This is a genomic window from Pseudomonadota bacterium, from assembly GCA_016927275.1.
Taxonomy (GTDB): Bacteria; UBA10199; UBA10199; order 2-02-FULL-44-16; family JAAZCA01; genus JAFGMW01.
The window spans coordinates 1-16,390 of sequence record JAFGMW010000044.1 but is presented as its reverse complement, the minus strand read 5'-3'; the positions used below and the strand labels follow the sequence as shown (position 1 = coordinate 16,390).

Annotated in this window: 17 protein-coding genes; 5 read left to right on the top strand and 12 right to left on the bottom strand. The window is 64.4% G+C overall.

Annotation, left to right across the window (positions count from 1 at the left end; all coding sequences use genetic code 11):
- The first annotated feature begins 204 nt into the window (after nucleotides 1-204).
- Complete coding sequence (locus JXA24_02990; GenBank protein MBN1282724.1) at nucleotides 205-1,140, top strand: sugar kinase; 936 nt, start codon at nucleotides 205-207, stop codon at nucleotides 1,138-1,140.
- A gap of 12 nt (nucleotides 1,141-1,152) precedes the next feature.
- Here JXA24_02990 and JXA24_02985 read toward each other — a convergent pair whose 3' ends face one another.
- Complete coding sequence (locus tag JXA24_02985) at nucleotides 1,153-1,470, bottom strand: hypothetical protein (protein MBN1282723.1); 318 nt, start codon at nucleotides 1,468-1,470, stop codon at nucleotides 1,153-1,155.
- Nucleotides 1,471-1,593: 123 nt separating this feature from the next.
- On the opposite strand from JXA24_02985, the gene recO reads away from it, so the two are divergent.
- Both recO and JXA24_02975 read left to right on the top strand, forming a co-directional pair.
- Nucleotides 1,594-2,301, top strand: a complete 708-nt coding sequence (recO, locus tag JXA24_02980; GenBank protein ID MBN1282722.1) for a DNA repair protein RecO — start codon at nucleotides 1,594-1,596, stop codon at nucleotides 2,299-2,301.
- Nucleotides 2,298-3,104: an energy transducer TonB gene (locus JXA24_02975; protein ID MBN1282721.1), complete on the top strand. Its 807-nt coding sequence runs from the start codon at nucleotides 2,298-2,300 to the stop codon at nucleotides 3,102-3,104. The genes recO and JXA24_02975 overlap by 4 nt, the downstream gene beginning before the upstream one ends.
- Before the next feature lie 35 nt (nucleotides 3,105-3,139).
- Here the strand turns inward: JXA24_02975 and zupT are convergent, their stop codons facing one another.
- A complete protein-coding gene (zupT, locus tag JXA24_02970) occupies nucleotides 3,140-3,946 on the bottom strand; it encodes a zinc transporter ZupT (GenBank protein ID MBN1282720.1) in 807 nt (268 codons plus the stop codon).
- Entirely contained in the window at nucleotides 3,939-4,373 is a 435-nt protein-coding gene (locus tag JXA24_02965) for a hypothetical protein (protein MBN1282719.1), read from the bottom strand. Before JXA24_02965 ends, zupT begins: the two co-directional genes overlap by 8 nt.
- Nucleotides 4,374-4,546: 173 nt before the next feature.
- Between JXA24_02965 and JXA24_02960 the strand changes: the two genes are divergently transcribed.
- Nucleotides 4,547-4,939 carry a hypothetical protein gene (locus tag JXA24_02960; GenBank protein MBN1282718.1) on the top strand — a complete coding sequence of 131 codons (393 nt, stop codon included), beginning with the start codon at nucleotides 4,547-4,549 and terminating at the stop codon, nucleotides 4,937-4,939.
- A gap of 71 nt (nucleotides 4,940-5,010) precedes the next feature.
- Here JXA24_02960 and JXA24_02955 read toward each other — a convergent pair whose 3' ends face one another.
- Nucleotides 5,011-5,475: a hypothetical protein gene (locus JXA24_02955; protein ID MBN1282717.1), complete on the bottom strand. Its 465-nt coding sequence runs from the start codon at nucleotides 5,473-5,475 to the stop codon at nucleotides 5,011-5,013.
- A gap of 108 nt (nucleotides 5,476-5,583) precedes the next feature.
- Between JXA24_02955 and JXA24_02950 the strand changes: the two genes are divergently transcribed.
- Nucleotides 5,584-6,945: a hypothetical protein gene (locus JXA24_02950; GenBank protein MBN1282716.1), complete on the top strand. Its 1,362-nt coding sequence runs from the start codon at nucleotides 5,584-5,586 to the stop codon at nucleotides 6,943-6,945.
- On the opposite strand, the gene hydE is transcribed toward JXA24_02950, so the two are convergent.
- The 8 genes from hydE to JXA24_02910 all read right to left on the bottom strand — a co-directional run.
- Nucleotides 6,937-8,034, bottom strand: coding sequence for a [FeFe] hydrogenase H-cluster radical SAM maturase HydE (hydE, locus tag JXA24_02945; GenBank protein ID MBN1282715.1), 1,098 nt, complete (start codon nucleotides 8,032-8,034; stop codon nucleotides 6,937-6,939). The genes JXA24_02950 and hydE overlap by 9 nt on opposite strands.
- A gap of 10 nt (nucleotides 8,035-8,044) precedes the next feature.
- Nucleotides 8,045-9,529: an aminomethyl-transferring glycine dehydrogenase subunit GcvPB gene (gcvPB, locus tag JXA24_02940; GenBank protein ID MBN1282714.1), complete on the bottom strand. Its 1,485-nt coding sequence runs from the start codon at nucleotides 9,527-9,529 to the stop codon at nucleotides 8,045-8,047.
- Between the two features lie 21 nt (nucleotides 9,530-9,550).
- On the bottom strand, nucleotides 9,551-10,897 hold the full coding sequence (gene gcvPA / locus JXA24_02935) for an aminomethyl-transferring glycine dehydrogenase subunit GcvPA (protein ID MBN1282713.1): 1,347 nt from the start codon (nucleotides 10,895-10,897) through the stop codon (nucleotides 9,551-9,553).
- Between the two features lie 7 nt (nucleotides 10,898-10,904).
- Nucleotides 10,905-11,294, bottom strand: coding sequence for a glycine cleavage system protein GcvH (gene gcvH, locus JXA24_02930; protein MBN1282712.1), 390 nt, complete (start codon nucleotides 11,292-11,294; stop codon nucleotides 10,905-10,907).
- Between the two features lie 28 nt (nucleotides 11,295-11,322).
- Nucleotides 11,323-12,423 (bottom strand): glycine cleavage system aminomethyltransferase GcvT, encoded by a 1,101-nt coding sequence (gene gcvT, locus JXA24_02925; protein ID MBN1282711.1) that lies wholly within the window; start codon nucleotides 12,421-12,423, stop codon nucleotides 11,323-11,325.
- Nucleotides 12,424-12,438: 15 nt separating this feature from the next.
- Complete coding sequence (gene folD, locus JXA24_02920) at nucleotides 12,439-13,287, bottom strand: bifunctional methylenetetrahydrofolate dehydrogenase/methenyltetrahydrofolate cyclohydrolase FolD (protein ID MBN1282710.1); 849 nt, start codon at nucleotides 13,285-13,287, stop codon at nucleotides 12,439-12,441.
- Nucleotides 13,288-13,383: 96 nt separating this feature from the next.
- Complete coding sequence (locus tag JXA24_02915; GenBank protein MBN1282709.1) at nucleotides 13,384-14,343, bottom strand: GGDEF domain-containing protein; 960 nt, start codon at nucleotides 14,341-14,343, stop codon at nucleotides 13,384-13,386.
- Between the two features lie 70 nt (nucleotides 14,344-14,413).
- Nucleotides 14,414-16,390: serine/threonine protein kinase (locus JXA24_02910; GenBank protein ID MBN1282708.1), on the bottom strand; the 1,977-nt coding region annotated here is incomplete at its 5' end.

The window sequence follows — 16,390 nt, the reverse complement described above, 5'->3', positions numbered from 1 at the left end:
GGCACGCCCTGAACGGCGCCATCATGACCGATCCAAAGCTCATCCCAGCGGACAGGAAGAGGGATCTCGAGCCGATAATAGGAAAGTACATCAAGTGAATATAACAGTTGTGAGTAGTGATTAGTGAATCGTGAGCAGCGGATTCAACTTGGTTTATTGCAACTCACTGCTCACTACTCACCATTCACAATTTTGGAGCACACGATGAGTATTTTAGTGGTCGGTTCAGTCGCATACGACACCCTCGAGACGCCGGTGGGCAGGCGGGAGGACATACTCGGCGGCGCGGCCACCCACTTCTCCGCCGCGGCCAGCTTCTTCACCGACGTGCACCTCGTGGGCGTGGTCGGCGACGACTTCAAGGCCGAGCACGTGGAGTTCCTCAAGGGGCGCGGGATCAACCTCGCGGGGCTGGAGGTGGTCGAGAACGGAAAGACGTTCCGCTGGTCGGGGCATTACCTCAACGACATAAATCAGGCCGAGACGAGGAAGACGGAGCTCGGCGTGTTCGCAGAGTTCGACCCCAAGCTCTCGGAGCAGCACCGCGCAAGGCCCTACCTCTTCCTGGCCAACATCCACCCCTCTCTGCAGCTCAAGGTCCTGGATCAGATGCGAAGGCCCCGGCTCACCGCCATGGACACCATGAACCTCTGGATCGACACCACGCGCGATGAACTGCAGAAAGTCATCGAGCGAGTCGACATGATATTCGTAAACGACGCCGAGGCGCGCGCCCTCTCCGGGAAGAACAACGTGACCCTGGCTGCGCGCAGGATCATGGAGTGGGGGCCCGGGACCGTGGTGATAAAGCGCGGCGAGTACGGGGCCCTTGTCTACAAGGGCGACATGGTGTTCTTCGCGCCAGCGCTCCCGCTCCCAGAGGTTCGCGACCCGACCGGCGCCGGCGACACCTTCGCAGGCGGGTTCATGGGGTACATAGCCCGCATGGGCAGCACCTCCGACGACGATCTCAAGCGGGCCGCGGTGCTCGGCAGCGTGATGGCATCGTTCCAGGTCGAGGACTTCGGCCTGGACAGGCTGAGGAGGCTCGCCCGCCCGGAGATCGAGGAGCGTTTTCTGGCCTTCTGCAGGCTGGCGCAGTTCAGCACAGATCGGGTGTTCGAAGGCGATGCGGGGTGATGCCGCCTTGGGCTATCTGCCCCACCTGGACGGGGGGCGGGAGTCCTTTTCGTATCTGTCGACTTCCTTGTAGATCGTCTTCTCCTCGACGACCTCCTGTTGAGGGTCCGCGTACGCCGGGTAGCCGGTCTCGTCGGTGCCGGGGATGACCACGGCGCCCGGCCTGTAGCCCGGGTCCGATCCCATGTGCAGGTCGGAGGGGCGCTCCTTGAGCTCCTCCTTGGGGAAGTAGAGCGGCTGGCCCGGCTGCTGCTCCTGAGCGCCGGCCGCAAGCGGGGCCGCCGCAAGGACGCCCGCGACGACAAGCGCCATGGCTGTCTTTGTTTTCATGTGTTTGCCTCCTGCTTGATGATATCACCAAAGCCCCGGGAGTGAAACGCAAATTGAGGCGGGGCCGATGCGGTTGCGAATCGTGCGCATTTCTGCGTATAATCCGCATCCGAGGGTTGAACGATGAAGCGCAGCACCGAGTCGATAATCCTGAGGAGGGTGGCGTACCGCGACGCCGACTGGATAGTCACCTTCTTCTCCAGGGACTCAGGCAGGCAGAGCGGCATCGCGCGCTCCGCCCGCCTCTCGCGCAGGCGTTTCGGGGGCTCGCTTGAGCCGGGCTCCGTAGTGGAGATCGGCTATTCGGAGTGCCGCGGACGCGGACTTCTGTCGCTCGATCGCTCCAGCCTCCTCGTCCCCCTGAACGGGATACTGAAAAGCCTCGAGCGGATCGGGGCCCTTTCGCGCTCCCTCGCGCTGGCGCTGGCATTCCTGCAGGAGAACGAGGCGAACGCAGAAAAATTCGACCTGCTGCGCGCGAGGATCGAGCGCCTGGCCGAGTGCGATCCTCGCCCGATCGAGAGCGCGGCGTTCGAGCTGCGCTGGCTCGGGCTCTGCGGCTACGCCCCGTCCATCGGGGTCTGCACCGCCTGCGGTGCGCCGGCGCAGGGCGCGGGGGCGTGGTCGTTCGATTTCGATAAGGGGGGGCTCGCGTGCGGCTCCTGCAGGAGAGGGGGGCGGTCGGTCGAGCTCAGCGCTGCGGCGCGCAGGGGGCTCTGCTCACTCCTCGACGGCGGCGGGTGCCCCGACGACGCCTCTGCCGAGGCCGCCCTCAGTGTCATGGGCCGCTACGTGGACCACGTCCTCGGAAGGCCCCTGGGTGTGATATGACGAAGATGCGCGTCATAGAGGAGAGACCGGAGATATGGCCATTTCTCCTGCTTTCGCTGATCATCCACCTGATCCTCGCCCTGCTCGTCCCGCGCGCATTCACCCCTCAGTTCGCGGCTGCAAAGGAGGAGCTGATCCCGGTCGAATTCGTGAGCGAGCCCCGGGGCAAGTTGCGCCTCGCCGACATCGAGAAGCCGGATGTGGAGATGAGGCCCAAGAAGACGAAGTTTCTGGGCATGTACGACAGCGCGGTGCAGGAGGAGATGGTCGGCGTCGCGCGCAGGCCCGGCAAGACGGGTGAGAAGGGGAGGCCGAAGCCGCGCCCGGTGAAGCCCGAGCCGGCCGCCAGGGACAGGATCTTCGCCTTCGACTCCTCGATCTTCGACGGCAAGCGCCTCCCCGAGAAGCCCGACGGCAGCGGCGGCGGGGCGATGGACGACTTCTACCCGGACCTCAGGAGGGGGCCTCACACCTATCTCAACGTGCTGCGCTACCCGGAGGTCGAGTATTTCGTGAGGCTCAAGCGCGCATTCAAGGTCGCATTCAACCCCGAGCCCTCGCTCCGCGCCCACTTCTCCATGAACCAGGTGGCCCGCGGCTCCATAGACGTGGTTCTGGGCGTCTCGGTCGACAGGACCGGTGATCTCGCGGAGCTGTTCATCTTCCGCAGCTCGGGGATACCTTCGTACGACACGGAGGCGCTGCGGACCGTCAGGGCCTCGTCGCCGTTCTCCTCGCCTCCCGAGAAGTTCATGGACGACAACCTGCTGCGCATGACCTGGACCTTCACCGTCTATCTGTGACCGTCGGAGGATTCGCCCGGGCAAGGCAGACTACGTCACGCGAACATGGCCAGGCTCACCGACATCACGACCATGCCCCCGATGAGGCCGTAGATCGAGAGGTGATGCTCCCCGAATTCGCGCGCCGCCGGCAGGAGCTCGTCGAACGATATATAGACCATGATGCCGGCGACCGCGGCGAACACTATCCCGAACACAGCTTCGTTCAGAAACGGCCTCAGCAGGAAATAGCCGATGAGCGCCCCCGCAGGCTCCGACAGGCCGGAGAGGAACGAGTAGCCGAACGCCTTTTTCCGGCTGCCGGTCGCGTAGTAGATGGGCACGGAGACCGAGATCCCCTCCGGAATGTTGTGTATCGCGATCGCCACGGCGATGGCCACCCCGAGCCTGGGATCGGACAGGGCCGCCATGAAGGTGGCCAGCCCCTCGGGGAAGTTGTGTATGGCTATGGCCAGGGCGACGAATATCCCTGTGCGATGCAGCCTTTTGAACCTCTGGGCGGCCTGTGGCCTTTCCATCTCCTCCAGCGTGTGCATCTCGTGCGGGTTCTCATCGGAGGGCACGAGCTTGTCTATGACCGCTATGAAGGCGATCCCCGCGAAGAATGCGGCGATGGTCGCCCAGTAGCCCGGACCTGCGCCGAACGCCGATGTGAGGCTCTCCCTGGCATTGAAGAATATCTCGATCATCGAGATGTAGATCATGACGCCTGCCGAGAAGCCGAGGGCCACGGAGAGGAAGCGGCGGGACGTGGCGTGGCCGAGCAATGCGATGATGCTTCCTATGCCGGTCGCTAGCCCGGCGAAGAGCGTGAACACGAATGCGAGATGGACGTTATTCATCGTATCTTATCGCCCTGGACTCGGCGGCGGGCATCCCGATGATCGTGGAGGAGCTCTGCTGGTAGTAGCACGCCCCCTCGAACGGGCAGACCATATCCCCGCCGGCGCCGCCCGGTTTCAGCAGCTCCGAGAACTTCACGTCTATGATCGCGTCGGCCCCGAGCCTTGCCGCGCGCTCGCGCATGGCCTTCACGAGCTCGCCCTGGTCCACGTCCCTGCGGCCCGTGGCCTTGATGACGGCAAGTTCGGTGAAGGGCGAATCCGGGGCCGCCCCCTCGAACACCTCGACCCTCGCCGGGTCGCTTTTGCCTGCGGCCTTCATGCAGTCCGCCGATTTCGTCACCTCGGTCTTCACGCTCATGGACGTGCAGGCCGCGCCGGCGATGATGATCGCGGCGACGGCCGATGCTGCCTTGAGTATCGTCACACGGCCTCCCTGGGGTTTTATGCCCTGATAGATAATATATTCCTTTGCCCGTGGCAACCATGCAGAAAATAGGGCCAAACCCGGGCTGTGCGCACGTGGTTCAAGTTCGGTGTTGAAATCGAACGGCTTGTTTGGATAGGCTCTCGGCGGGCTTTGAACTGAAAGGGGGCGGGATGAAGACGAACCTTAGCATGGAGAAGGAGATAGTGGTCAAGGGGGGCGACGAGGTTGGGCTCTTGTCGCGGGTCTCCTGCGCCATAGCGGAGGGCAGGGTGAACATCAGGTCCATCTGCGGCTACGGCGTGGACGGCGAGGGCCACATAAGGATCGTGACCGACAACAACGAGCGGGCGCTTGCGCTCATCAGGGGGGCGGGGATCGCGGCTGCCGAACACGACGTGGTCCGCTGCGAGGTCTCGCCCAACATGCTGCACCCCGACATCGGCAGCGCGCTCGCCGGATACGAGGTGGAGAGCAACTACTGGTGTGCGGCCGCCCACGGGGGTGAGCACGCTATCCTCTACTTCACCATGAGGGACAACGTGCCGGCCACGAACATCGGCTGAGGAATGATCTGAAAAAACAAAAGGCCCGGAGGCGCGCAAAGCCCCGGGCCTTTCCTGTATTCAAAAGATCGTCACCAGACGTCGGACTGCCAGTTGCCCCTGACGTTAACCTTCTGCATCGCACCCTTGTCGGCCACCGGCGGCGGGGTGGACGCCACTGACTCCGCGTACGGGGCGTTGAACCTCACGGTGTAGTTCAGGTCAAAGACCTTTGTGCCGTCCTTGCGCTCTTTGATGAGGGTTTTCTTGTGATCCATCGTAGTGAACTGGCACTTGTCGAACGAGACGGACACGCCCTGGGTCGCGGCCACCAGCTTCGGCAGCATGGCATTGTACATCTGGTCGTGGACTTTTTCTTTCATGGCCGCAGGTTTGAGGCCAGGATAGTCCCTGGTGTCCACATCCCAGTCGAGGTTGATGGTTAGATACCCGTCCCTCCGTATGTCGCCGGTCACGTCCACCGAGTTCGCCGAGGCCATAGCCGGCATGGCCAGGGCGACCAGTACTGCCGCTGCGAATATCGCTCTGTATTTCATCTCTCCCTCCCTTTGTTTGAGTCTCGACCTTATAATCGGCGATGAACCCTGTCAAGGAGCGGCTCTGTGCCGGATTTGCGGTGGAATCGGCGCTCCGGGACGTATATAATGCCTCCCATGTTCCGCAGGAACTACCATGAGGTGATGCCGGGCCGCCTTGCCCGTCTCTTCAAGGGAGAGGGGATAACCGATCTCAAGGCGAGGCTATGGAACTCCTTTGTCGATTCGGGACTCGTGGGGATCACGGACCACGACTGCTCGGCCCTCCCGCGCATACTCCCGATGTCGTATCTGCCGGTTATCCGGCGCGCGGCCCGCGACATAACGGAGTGCCTGATGAAGATACTCTCCCTTCCTGAGAGGGAGATCCTCTCCGTGCTGCCGGCCGGCCCGATTGCCCGATATCTGGTGGAGGAGCTTGGGGTCCTCCGTCACCGCCCCCGCCGGCTCACGGGCAGCATGCGCTTCGACATGGCGGTCGTGGGGCGGCCGGGGCCGAACAATCCCCCCGTCCTCATGGAGGTCAACGAGATCGGCTTCGACGGGATCGGCCGCTCGTCGTACATCCAGGAGACCCTCCTCAGCCTCTTCCCTGAGTTGCGCGAGCAGGTGCGCTGCCTCGATACGGCGGCTGCGGAGGTGAGGAACATGAGGCGGCTCGGGCGTTCGCTCGCCCGCTTCCACTACGACTCCTACACGTGGGAGGAGGAGTCGATCCTCATGAAGGCGGCGAAGGCGGGGCTCGACATCACGATCGTGCAGCCGCCCGCGTTCCGCGTGCACATCGATGAGGAGTGCAGGCTGATGCGGCGGGAGCGCGTCAGCGTGAAGGACGGCAGGCTCGTGGTGGGCGGCCGCGCCCCTTCCTCCTGCATGGTTGCCTACAGCTTCGAGCTCAAGGATTACAAGGAGGCGCCTGATTTCTTCAGGATGATCATCAGATCGAAGACCCCGCAGTACAGCCCGTTCATCACCGGGCTCGTCGCGCCCAAGACCATACTCGTGATCCTCTCCGACAAGTCCCTGGTCCGCCGGCTCCTGGGCTCCGCACGGGCGAAAAGGCTTTCCGACTCTGTCCTGCGGGCCGGTCTCCTCCCCGACAGGGCGGGGGAGATCGACGCCAGGAGCGACGAGCTCGTGCTCAAGCACGCGGACGGAATGGGCGGCGAGCGCGTCTTCGTGGGCCGCGAGGCGAAGAGGCGGCTCCACAGGATCAGGCTGCGCGACGCGGGCCACTGGGTCGTGCAGGACCGCATCCACATCAACACCATGGACATCGACGGGTTCCTCTCGCGCCGGCGCCGCGTGATAGCCGACCTCGGCGTCTATGTGCAGTACGACTGGAACGGGAGGGAGTTTTTGAACTTCGAAGTGGGCGGATTCATCACCCGCGCCACCAACAGGAGCCTCAAGGTGAACGTCTCGGGAGGGGGCTGCCAGGTGCCGGTGATGTTCGACCGGTCAAGATGAGATATCCTTGCGCTTGAAGAAGTGCCTCGAGTCCCCCCATTCGTCCCATCCGACCTTCTCGCCGATGGAGTTGATCCTCCGCTCGAGGCAGCCGCGGCACATGTCCGCGTCCTCGCCCACGCAGGGCTTGCCCTCGTAGAGCAGGTAGTCGCCGCGGTACTCCCGGGGGGTGATGTTGGGCATCACGACGTTCGCGCCGGCCAATAGTCCCAGTTCGCGGCCACCGGTGTCCAGCGCCTGCAGCGCAGTCGAGGCCGCTATGTTGAGGTCGGGCATGACGATGCGCGCGAGCGCTATCATCCGGAGCGCGAGCGAGAGGCGCCTGCGCCTCTCCCCGGGGGTGTTCACCGCCTCGGCGGCGAGCGGCGTCTCATCATGCAGGACGTACGGCCCCATGCCGATCATGTCGATGTCCATCTGACTGAAGAAGAGTATGTCGTTCGCGAGGTGCTCGGCGGTCTGGCGGGGCAGTCCTATCATCACGCCGGTGCCGACCTGGTAGCCCGCGGCCCGGAGGGAGCGCAGGCACTGGACGCGGCGCTCGAAGCCCTGGTCTGCGGGATGCAGCCTCGCGTAGAGTTCCGGGTCCGACGTCTCGATCCTGAGCAGATACCGGTGCGCGCCCGACTCAAACCATCGCCGGTATGTCTCCTCCGACTGTTCGCCGCAGGACAGGGTGATCCCCAGCGCGCCGTCGCCCTGGCGCTTGATCTCTCGGACTATATCGTCCACGAACTCCACGAACTCAGGGTCGTCCCGCTCTCCGGACTGGAGCACCAGCGAGCCGTAGCGGTTCTCGAGGGCGAAGCGGGCGCAGGAGAGGATCTCCTCCGCCGACATGGCGTAGCGCCTAATCGCGTGGTCGCGGCGGATGCCGCAGTAGAGGCAGTTCCTGGCGCAGACGTTCGAGAACTCGACGAGCCCCCTCAAGTGCGCGACAGGGCCGAGCCTCTCCCTCTTTACCTCGCAGGCCGCCTTGAACAGCCGTTCCTCGTCCGATGGGTCCGTGAGGGAGAGGAGGGAGGCGAGGATGTCCCCGTCGGGTCGCCCGCTCCCCATGATCTTTCTGATTGTCGAAGCGACGTTCATCTGCCGTGGGCTACTCCTTCAGCACCAGTTCCTTCGCGGCGCGAGCCTCGTCGAGCCTGCGCCGGAACGGGCGGGAGGGCGCGTTCTTCACGAGATCGGGCTGATCTTCGCACTCCCCTGCGATGGCGAGCATCGCGTCGCAGAAGCGGTCGAGCTGGTCCTTGCACTCGGTCTCGGTGGGCTCGATCATGATGGCGCCGTGGACGATCAGCGGGAAGTAGACCGTCGGGGGATGGAAGCCGTAGTCCATGAGTCGCTTGGCTATGTCGAGGGTCTTTATACCCTTCGCCTGCTGCAGCTTGTCCGAGAACACGCACTCGTGCATGCAGGGCTTCTTGTACGGGAGGTCGTAGGCCTTCTCTAGCCTGGCCCTCACGTAGTTCGCGTTGAGCACCGCCATCCTGGTGGCTGCGGCCAGCCCCTCGGCGCCGAGCTCCCTTATGTAGGCGTATGCGCGCAGGAGCACGCCGAAGTTGCCGAAGAAGGTGTTGATGCGGCCGATCGACTCAGGGAACTTCTCCGAGATCCTGTATGAGTCGCCCCGCTTCACGATCCTGGGCACGGGCAGGTACTGTGCCAACTCCTTGAGGACCGCCACCGGGCCCGCTCCGGGACCGCCGCCGCCGTGGGGCGTGCCGAAGGTCTTGTGGAGATTCATGTGCATGAGGTCCGCGCCGATTTCGCCCGGCTTCACCACCCCCATGAGCGCGTTGAGGTTCGCGCCGTCGAGGTAGACGAGCCCCCCCTTCGCGTGAACGATGTCCGCCACGTCCTTGAAGTGCTCCTCGAATATCCCGAGCGTGTTGGGATTCGTGATCATTATGGCCGCCACCTCGTCGTCCATCGCCGCCTCGACCGCGGCCGGGTCGAGCAGGCCGTCTGGCCCCGACTTCACGGTCACAACGCCGTAGTGGCAGGTGGCGGCCGACGCCGGGTTGGTCCCGTGCGCGGAATCGGGGATGATCACCTTGCTGCGAGGGTTTCCGCGCATCGTGTGATAGGCCCTGATCATCAGCATGCCGGTGAGCTCGCCGTGGCTGCCGGCCGCTGGCCACAGCGTGACCGCGTCCATGCCGCAGATCTCGGCCAGATGCCTCTCCAGCTCCCAGCAGACCCTGAGGTTCCCCTGGACCGTGGACTCCGGCTGGAAGGGGTGGGTGTCGGCAAAGCCGGGCAGCGCCGCTGCGCGGCTTGCGATCTTGGGGTTGTACTTCATCGTGCACGAGCCCAGCGGATAGAACCCCACGTCCTTGGAGTAGTTCTGCATGGAGAGCCTGGTGAAGTGGCGCACCACGTCCGCCTCGCAGAGCTCCGGCAGCGCGGGAGCGGTGTCGCGCGTGAGCCTTCCGAACGCCTCGCACGGATTGAACTCCGGCACGTCGCTTGCGGGGAGAGAGGTGCCGCGCCTGCCCGGCACGCTCTGCTCGAATATCGTCGGCTCCTCGAAGAGGAGGCCGGTTGTGCCGGTGGTCTGCCCTGTATTCTCTCTGCTCATCGCAAACTCTCTCGTCCCGATCTATCTGAGAGCGGCGGCCAATGCGTCGGCGTAGCCGTCGATCTCCTGTTTCGTGTTGAGCTCCGTCGCGCATACCAGCACGCGCCGGTCCATGTCCGGCATCCACTTGCCGAGGTCGATGCCGCCCATGATCCCGTCTGCCAGGAGCGCGTCGAGCACATCCGCGGCTGGCCTCGCGGTCTCATAGACGAACTCATTGAACGTCGGCGCCTCGAATGGGATCTCGACGCCCGCGACCGAGGCCAGCCTCTTCTTCGCGTAATCGGCCTTTGCCGCGTTGATGGAGGCGAGCTCCCTCATGCCCTCCTTGCCCAGCATGGACATGTAGATCGCGGCGGTCGTGGCGCAGAGCGCCTGGTTGGAGCAGATGTTGGAGGTCGCCCGTTCGCGGCGTATGTGCTGCTCGCGGGTGGAGAGGGTGAGCACGTAGCCGGGCCTTCCCCCGGCGTCGACGGTCTTTCCGCATATGCGTCCCGGCATGTCGCGGACCAGCTCGCGGCGCGCGGTGAATATGCCGAGCGTGGGGCCGCCGAAGCTGACCGGCAGCCCCAGCGACAGCCCTTCGCCCACCGCTATGTCGGCGCCGAACGAACCGGGCGGGTTGAGTATGCCCAGCGCGATCGGCTCGGGGACCACCGCGACCATGAGGGCCCGGGCCTCGTGCGCCGCCTGGGCCACGTCTCTCAAGTCCTCCACTATGCCGAAGAAGTTCGGGTACTGGACGAACACCGCGGCCACCTCGTCCGAGATCATGGATGAGAGGGCCGCCCGGTCGATGTGGCCGGCGGAGGCGGGGATGTTCCCCACATCCTTTTCGTCCGCTATCACCGTCTCGACCACGTGGCGGTACTCGGGGTGCATGTTCTCGGGGAGCAGGACCTTCTTTCTCCCCTTCGATATCCTGCGCGCCATGAGCGCCGCATCGGCGGCCGCGGTCGCGCCGGAGTAGTGGGAGCCGTTGGAGACGTCCATCCCGAAGATGCGGCATATCTGCGACTGGTACTCGAATATCGCCTGGAGCGTCCCCTGGCTCACCTCGGGCTGGTAGGGGGTGTAGGGGGTCACGAACTCGGAGCGGCCCGCGAGCTCCGACACCGCTGCCGGCACGTAGTGGCGGTAGGCGCCGCCTCCGAGAAACGACGACGAACAGGACATGGTCCTGTTCTGCATGGCGACGGCGTTGAGATCCTTCCATAGATCCTGCTCCGCCATCCCCTCCGGGATGGCGAGCCCGGCGTCGCAGCGCAGGCCCTTCGGTATCGCCTTGAAGAGGGTGTCGAGATCCTTCGCGCCCGCCCGCGAGAGCATCGCCGCGATCTCTTCGGAAGTGTGTGGGAGGTGTCTCATTCCGAGGCTATGCCGTCTCTTCGGCCACGAAGTCGGCGTATTGGGTGTGGTCCATGAGCTCCTTGAGCTCGGACGGATCGGCCAGCTCCAGCTTTATCATCCAGCCGTCGCCGTAGCAGTCCTCGTTGATCGTCTCCGGGTTCTGGGCGAGCACGCTGTTGACGTCGATCACCTTTCCGGAGATCGGGGCGTAGCAGTCGGACACCGCCTTCACCGACTCGACCACCCCGAACGTGTCGTCCTTCTTCACCTGCTCGCCCTCGCCGGGCAGCTCAACGTAGACGATGTCGCCCATGTTGGACTGCGCGTGGTCGGTGATGCCTATGGTCGCGGTCTTGCCGTCGATCTTGATCCACTCGTGTTCCTTCGTGTACTTCAGATTGTCCGGTGCATTCATCTTCTCTTCCCCCTGTTTCGGTTTCGTGTCATCCCTTCCTCTGCCGGGGCTTGTAGAAGGGCGTTTTCACAACAGTTGCTTTCCTCGCGCGACCCCTAATGTCAATAGAAATGTCGCTCCCCTCGGCGGCGGCATCGGCCTTCACGTAGCCGATCCCTATGGCGCATTCCAGCGACGGGGACATGGTGCCGCTGGTCACGAACCCCGCGTCGCGGCCCCCCGCGATTATGCGATAGCCCTGCCTCGGGATCCCGGGTTCGGTCATGCGGAAACCCGCGAGCTTTCGCGTCTGTCCCCCGGCCTTTATGTCGACGAGCGCCGCCTTGCCCACGAAGTCGTCGGGTGTGTCGAGCTTCACCACCCAGCCGAGACCCGCCTCGATGGGGTTCGTGTCCTCGGTTATCTCGTGGCCGTAGAGGCTGTATTTCATCTCGAGCCTGAGCGTGTCGCGCGCACCCAGCCCCGCCGGGAGGACCCCTCTCTGCTTACCGCGCTCGAGCAGCGCCTGCCACACCGGCGTCGCGTCGGCAGGGGAGGTGAATATCTCGAAGCCGTCCTCACCGGTGTAGCCGGTCCTGGCGATGATCGCCTTCGCCCCGGCGACTGCGCCCTCCGTGAAGCAGTAGGTCTTGATCGACGCGAGGTCGGCGTCGGCCAGCGGCGCGAGCAGCTCCGCGGCGAGCGGGCCCTGGAAGGCGATGAGGGCATAGTCGTCGCTGGCGTTGCGGAGCGTGGCCCTGCCCGTTGCGTGGGACTGGAACCAGGCGAAGTCCTTGGCCGCGTTGGAGGCGTTGACGACTATCATGTATCGCTCGGGGTTCATGCGGTAGACGATCACGTCGTCCACGACCGTGCCCCGCTCGTTGCAGACCACCGAGTACTGAGCCTGGCCGTCCACGAGCCTCTTGACGTCGTTCGTGGTGAGGTGCTGGACGCAGTCGGTGGCGCCGGGGCCCGCGACCTCGACCTGTCCCATGTGCGAGACGTCGAACAGCCCCGCAGCCGCGCGCACCGCCCTGTGCTCGTCGATCACTCCGGTGTACTGCACCGGCATGAGCCATCCGGCGAAGTCCACGATCTTCGCTCCGAGCCTCGCGTGTTCGTCGTAAAGGGGTGTCTTCCTCGTCATCGTTTGCTCCTTCTGTCAAAGAGAGCGGCTAGCCGCCTCGACGGTGTTTTTCAGAAGCATGGCTATGGTCATCGGCCCGACTCCGCCAGGCACGGGCGTTATCGCAGAGGCCCGCTCCGCCGCGGCCGCGAACTCCACGTCTCCCGCGAGGCCTCCGTCCGGCAGCCTGTTTATGCCCACGTCGACGACCACGGCCTGCGGCTTTATCCACGACCCCTTGACGAACGCGGGCCTGCCTATGGCCGCGACCACGATATCGGCCCGCCCGACCTCTGCGGCGAGGTCCTTCGTCTTCGAGTGGCAGACCGTGACCGTCGCGTTTCTCTTCATCAGCATCATGGCGGTGGGCTTGCCGACTATGTTGCTGCGCCCTATGACCACGGCGTTGGCCCCTTCGATCTTCGCGCCCGTCGATTCGATCAGTTCGATCACCCCGGCCGGGGTGCACGGAGCGAAGCACGGCTCCCCGAGGGCCAAAAGCCCCACGTTGACCGGGTGAAAGCCGTCCACGTCCTTGTCGGGCGATATGGCGAGCGTCACCTGCTTCTCGTCGATGTGGGTGGGCAGCGGGAGCTGGACGAGGACGCCGTGGACGGCGGGATCCGAGTTGAGCCTCGCGATGAGGTCGAGCAGCGCGTCCTCGGAGACGTCGTGGTGAAGATCGTGGGCGAACGACGCGATGCCGGCCTCGGCGCACGCCTTGCGCTTCATCTTCACGTAGACCTGCGATGCCGGATTCTCGCCGACCAGCACCACGGCGAGCCCTGGCGTGACACCCTTCGATCGGAGATCAAAGACCCGGGCGGCGATGGAGGCCCTGATGGAGAGGGCCATGGCCTTGCCGTCGATTATCTTTGCAGGCATTGCGGCCTCCGCATGAAAGGGGAGAATTGAGTATGCCCTGGGAGAACAAAAGTCAATCAGGGAGCACACTGATACCTGCCGCTCCTCAGGATGACATCATGAGGTCACGCGGTTGCGGCCGGTCTCTTTGGACTGGTAGAGGCAGGCGTCGGCCTGGGCGATGAGCTGCCGGGGCTTCTCGTAGTTCGCGCCCGCCAGGGCGGCGACGCCGATGCTTATGGTCACCGGGATGAGTTCCTTCTCGAACTTCATCGGCGTGTCGGCCACCAGCTGGCGGACCCTCTCTGCGATGATGGCCGCGCCCCGTATCTCCGTGCCGCGCATGATCACGGCGAACTCCTCGCCGCCGTAGCGGGCGAGGATGTCCTCGCCTCGCAGCGCCCGCTGGATGCGCTGGGCCACGCCCTGCAGCACGTAGTCCCCCGCGATGTGCCCGTGGTTGTCGTTGACCAGCTTGAAGTGGTCGATGTCGATCATGAGCATGGCGAGCGGGATCGAGTTCCTCTTGGCGAAGCTGAACTCCTCGGAGAGCCTCTTCTCGAACACGTGCTTGTTGTAGATGCCGGTGACCGCGTCGTAGTTGGCCATCTGGTGCATCTCCTTGAGCAGGATCTGCTCGGCCTCGGAGCCGAGCGCGAACTTGAAGATCGTGTCGCTGGAGATGTGGATCTGGTCGCCGTTTGCCAGGGCCCTCCGCTTGATGCGCTCGCCGTTGACGAACGTCCCGTTGGTCGACTCGAGGTCCTCGATGACCGCCTGGTCCCCGGACAGGCTGATCCTCAGGTGCTGGCGGGAGATGCGGGTGTCGTTGATGGAGATGTCGCACTCCGGCGCGCGGCCTATGACGGTCTCGCGGTTCTCGAGGTAGCAGAGCTTTCCGGCGAGCTGGCCCGATATGAACATTATATAGGCCTTCTGCTCCTCGGGCACCTCGACCTTCTGGATCTTGGTGAGGACCGTGCGCTCGGAGAGCTCCTCGGCCTTTTCCCCCTCTTTTTTCTCAGGCTCGGCTGCCTTCTTGACCCGTGCCTTGTCTTTTGTCTTTTTAGCGGTCATCGCACCATGCCCTGTGAATCGCCGACATCCCGGCAATGTGGACCATCCTGATCAGAAATTCAACCTCCACTTATTCCTCAGAGGGCTGCTCATGGGCCGGGACCGGGGTCAGTATCACCCTCATGTCCCTGTGGGCGCCGGCCGTGGGCTTGAACTCCCTCTTCTCCGGCCTGTAGCCCTCGTGCCAGATCTCAACCGCATGGACCTTCTCCGGGTCGAGGTCCAGCTTGGTCACCGGCGTCGTTCCCACCGGCGCGCCGTCGATGACCACTATGGCCCCCTGCGGCTGGGAGTCCACGAGCAGGGATCCCAGGTCCTTCACGAGCGCGACCTCGAACGACTTCGACTGCCCGGCCTCTAGCCTGATCTCCTTTGTCCAGAATTTATACCCCTGGAGATAGAGGCCGACCACGTGGGGCCTTCCGGCATCGAGCCTCTTCATCGTGACGGGCGTGCGATGCTGTGTCTCCTTGTCGTCAAGGTATACCACGGCGCCCGGAGGCGTTGATATCAACTCCAGGTCAGCGGCCGGCGCGGCCGCGGGCTTGAGCGAGACGCTCACGCTCCTAAACTCCCCCCGGCCGAGCGAGAGGGGCTCCGAGTGGGGGAGGAATCCCTCCTTTGTCACGGAGATGGTGTGATCCTGGTCCGGCGATATGCCCCTTATCGTGACCGGCGAGCCCCTGCCCGCCGCCTTGCCGTCGAGCGCTACCTCCGCGTCGGCCGGGTCCGTGACCACTATCGCCGACGCCGCCCCCGCCTCGGGCGCGACCGCATGATCGGCGCTCAGATGCAGATAGAGCCTGAACGAGCCCCATGCGGCCACCGCGAGGGCCACCGCAAGCGGCGCGAGCCACTTCGCGCCGGCCCTGCGCCTTGGCCTCGGCGGCTCGAGATCGGGGGGAGGGCGACTCCCGGTCGTCTCTTCCCCGCCCGTCTCCGCAGGTTGCGCCCCCTCCGCAGGGGGCGGCGTTCCGGACTCAGACTCCTCTTCGAGCATGAACTCCTTTATGTTGGCAGGGGCGCGCGCGACGCCGGTCACCTCGAACTGCTCGTCGCCGGCGAGGGCGGAGTTGGTCCGGTCGATTATGAGCGCCGGGGTCCTACTGTCGGCCTCGAGCGGCCTGGCGCGGCCCATCTCGTCCTTGAACAGCTCCTGGACGAAATTCGCCACGTCGGAGGAGAGGAAGTCGGGATAGTGCTTGTGCAGAAACTTCACCAGCTCGTCTCGCAGCTCGGAGGCGAACGGATGGCGGTGGCGGCGGTCCTTGGTGAGCGCCTTCATGACGACTCGGTCCAGCTCGTCCGGTATCTCGGGCCTTGTGTTCACCAGCGGCTCGACGAGGGCCTTTCGCACGTTGCGGATCGTCTCGCGGCTGTCCTCCGCCTTGAAGAGGCGCCTCCCGGAGAGTATCTCATGGAGTATTATCCCCAGCGAGAAGATGTCGGAGCGGTGGTCGAGCGGCTCGCCCATGGCCTGCTCGGGGGACATGTATGCGAACTTGCCCTTGAGGAGCCCCGAGTCGGTGCCCGAGGCCTTGAAGGCCGGCTTGGCTATCCCGAAGTCGATGATCTTCACCGTTCCCGAGAACGAGACCATGATGTTCTGCGGCGAGATGTCGCGGTGAACGATGTGCAGGGGCACCCCCGAGTCGTCGGTTCGGCGGTGCATGTAGTCGATCCCTGCCGCGACCTCCGAGGCGAGGTACACGGCGATCGGTATGGGCACCAGCGTCCCGCGCGCGATGCAGCGCTTGTTGATCTGCGAGATCGTCGCGCCCTCCACGTACTCCATCACCATGTAGTAGTCGTCGCCCACCTTTCCGAGGTCGTAGGTCTGGGCGATGTTGCCGTGGACCAGGCGCACCGCCAGCTTCGCCTCGTCGATGAGCGAGCCTATGAACTCCCGGTCGGCGGAGAGGTGGGGGAGGATCTTCTTGATGCAGACCTCGCGCTGGCTGATGCCGTGGACGTCGTAGGCGAGCCCCCGGTAGATCTCGGCCATGCCGCCCTGGGCGACCTTCTCCATGATGTAGTACTGGCCGAT